General features: G+C 52.9%; 2 tRNA genes and 2 rRNA genes. All 4 read right to left on the minus strand.

What is annotated here, in order from left to right:
* Nucleotides 1–2,112: ribosomal RNA gene (locus AB4Y35_RS42055) — 23S ribosomal RNA — on the minus strand; the annotation flags it as partial.
* A 310-nt stretch (nt 2,113–2,422) separates the two neighbouring features.
* Nucleotides 2,423–2,498 (minus strand) — tRNA-Ala (locus tag AB4Y35_RS42060).
* A gap of 51 nt (nt 2,499–2,549) precedes the next feature.
* Nucleotides 2,550–2,626: transfer RNA gene (locus AB4Y35_RS42065), tRNA-Ile, on the minus strand.
* 66 nt (nt 2,627–2,692) lie between these two features.
* A 16S ribosomal RNA gene (locus AB4Y35_RS42070) occupies nt 2,693–2,801 on the minus strand; the annotation flags it as partial.

Below are 2,801 nucleotides of genomic sequence, written 5' to 3' on the forward strand. Positions count from 1 at the left end.
CTTCACAGCCTCCCACCTATCCTACACAAACCGGTTCAAAGTCCAATGCAAAGCTACAGTAAAGGTTCATGGGGTCTTTCCGTCTAGCCGCGGGGAGATTGCATCATCACAAACACTTCAACTTCGCTGAGTCTCGGGAGGAGACAGTGTGGCCATCGTTACGCCATTCGTGCAGGTCGGAACTTACCCGACAAGGAATTTCGCTACCTTAGGACCGTTATAGTTACGGCCGCCGTTTACCGGGACTTCAATCAAGAGCTTGCACCCCATCATTTAATCTTCCGGCACCGGGCAGGCGTCACACCCTATACGTCCACTTTCGTGTTTGCAGAGTGCTGTGTTTTTATTAAACAGTCGCAGCCACCAGTTTATTGCAACCCCTTCACCCTCTGCGCGCAGGCGCATCAAGCTACCAGGGCGTACCTTATCCCGAAGTTACGGTACCAATTTGCCGAGTTCCTTCTCCCGAGTTCTCTCAAGCGCCTTAGAATACTCATCTCGCCCACCTGTGTCGGTTTGCGGTACGGTCACTGTGAAACTGAAGCTTAGAGGCTTTTCTTGGAACCACTTCCAGTTGCTTCTGCTCCGAAGAGCATGGCCTCGCACCCTTGAATCCCGCGCCCGGATTTGCCAAAGCGCCTTCTCCAATGCAAGGACCGGGACTTCCAACACCCGGACAACCTTCCGCGATCCGTCCCCCCATCGCATTTCACAATGGTGCAGGAATATTGACCTGCTTCCCATCAGCTACGCATTTCTGCCTCGCCTTAGGGGCCGACTCACCCTACGCCGATGAACGTTGCGTAGGAAACCTTGGGCTTACGGCGAGGGGGCCTTTCACCCCCTTTATCGCTACTCATGTCAGCATTCGCACTTCCGATACCTCCAGCACGCTTTTCAACGCACCTTCGCAGGCTTACGGAACGCTCTCCTACCATGCACATAAATGTGCATCCGCAGCTTCGGTATATGGCTTAGCCCCGTTACATCTTCCGCGCAGGACGACTCGATCAGTGAGCTATTACGCTTTCTTTAAAGGGTGGCTGCTTCTAAGCCAACCTCCTGACTGTTTTAGCCTTCCCACTTCGTTTCCCACTTAGCCATATTTGGGGACCTTAGCTGGCGGTCTGGGTTGTTTCCCTCTTGACACCGGACGTTAGCACCCGATGTCTGTCTCCCGTGATTGCACTCTTCGGTATTCGGAGTTTGCTATGGCGACGTAATCCGCAATGGACCCATCAACCATGACAGTGCTCTACCCCCGAAGGTGATACACGAGGCACTACCTAAATAGTTTTCGGAGAGAACCAGCTATTTCCAGGTTTGTTTAGCCTTTCACCCCTATCCACAGCTCATCCCCTAACTTTTCAACGTTAGTGGGTTCGGTCCTCCAGCACGTGTTACCGTGCCTTCAACCTGGCCATGGATAGATCACCTGGTTTCGGGTCTACACCCAGCGACTGGACGCCCTGTTCGGACTCGCTTTCGCTACGCCTGCCCTATTCGGTTAAGCTTGCCACTGAATGTAAGTCGCTGACCCATTATACAAAAGGTACGCCGTCACCCCTTGCGAGGCTCCGACTGTTTGTATGCATGCGGTTTCAGGATCTGTTTCACTCCCCTCCCGGGGTTCTTTTCGCCTTTCCCTCACGGTACTGGTTCACTATCGGTCGATCACGAGTATTTAGCCTTGGAGGATGGTCCCCCCATCTTCAGACAGGATTTCACGTGTCCCGCCCTACTTGTCGTACACCTAGTTCTTCCATTCCGCCTTCGCCTACGGGGCTATCACCCACTATGGCCGCACTTTCCAGAGCGTTTGGCTGACGGTACAGATAAAGAGTACAGGCTGGTCCCATTTCGCTCGCCACTACTTTGGGAATCTCGGTTGATTTCTTTTCCTGCGGCTACTTAGATGTTTCAGTTCGCCGCGTTCGCTTCACTAAGCCTATGTATTCAGCTCAGGATGACCCATTCGGGCCGGGTTTCCCCATTCGGATATCGGTGGATCAAAGCTTGTTTGCCAGCTCCCCACCGCTTTTCGCAGGCTACCGCGTCCTTCATCGCCTGTGATCGCCAAGGCATCCACCACATGCACTTGTTCGCTTGACCCTATAACGGGTGTGTCTCGTTGCATGATTGCTCATGCGAGGCTCACCCGCTACAGGTTGAGTATTCGTGTTGCGCCGTATTTCAAGGCAATCTTTCGATCACTTAAAAATACATTGATACAATCACAACCCTGATTCACCTACTCCACACCCATCTCTAAGTGTGTTTTGGATGAATCTCTTTACTACTTCTTCCTGATTGTTAAAGAACGACAGCCGATATTTTCGCAGTGATGCGTCATACCGCTCTGACTGGCTCAATCGCCAATGCAAAAGGCTCTGCTTCGTGCAGAACGCTGTGCATTGAGGATTGGTGGAGGATGACGGGATCGAACCGACGACCCCCTGCTTGCAAAGCAGGTGCTCTCCCAGCTGAGCTAATCCCCCAGTCACATACATACTCAAGGGGTTTATCAGTCAGCCACCGCGCAGACAAATTGGTGGGTCTGGATGGATTCGAACCATCGACCCCCGCCTTATCAAGACGGTGCTCTAACCGACTGAGCTACAGACCCCTGAGTCTGTCTTTCTTACAGCCGACAAGTGTGAGCGCTTAAACGCGTGTGAGCGATGAGCTCTGGAAAGGAGGTGATCCAGCCGCACCTTCCGATACGGCTACCTTGTTACGACTTCACCCCAGTCATGAATCCTGCCGTGGTGACCGTCCTCCTTGCGGTTAGACTAGCCACT

It is taken from the genome of Paraburkholderia sp. EG286A (assembly GCF_040965375.1).
Taxonomy (GTDB): Bacteria; Pseudomonadota; Gammaproteobacteria; order Burkholderiales; family Burkholderiaceae; genus Paraburkholderia.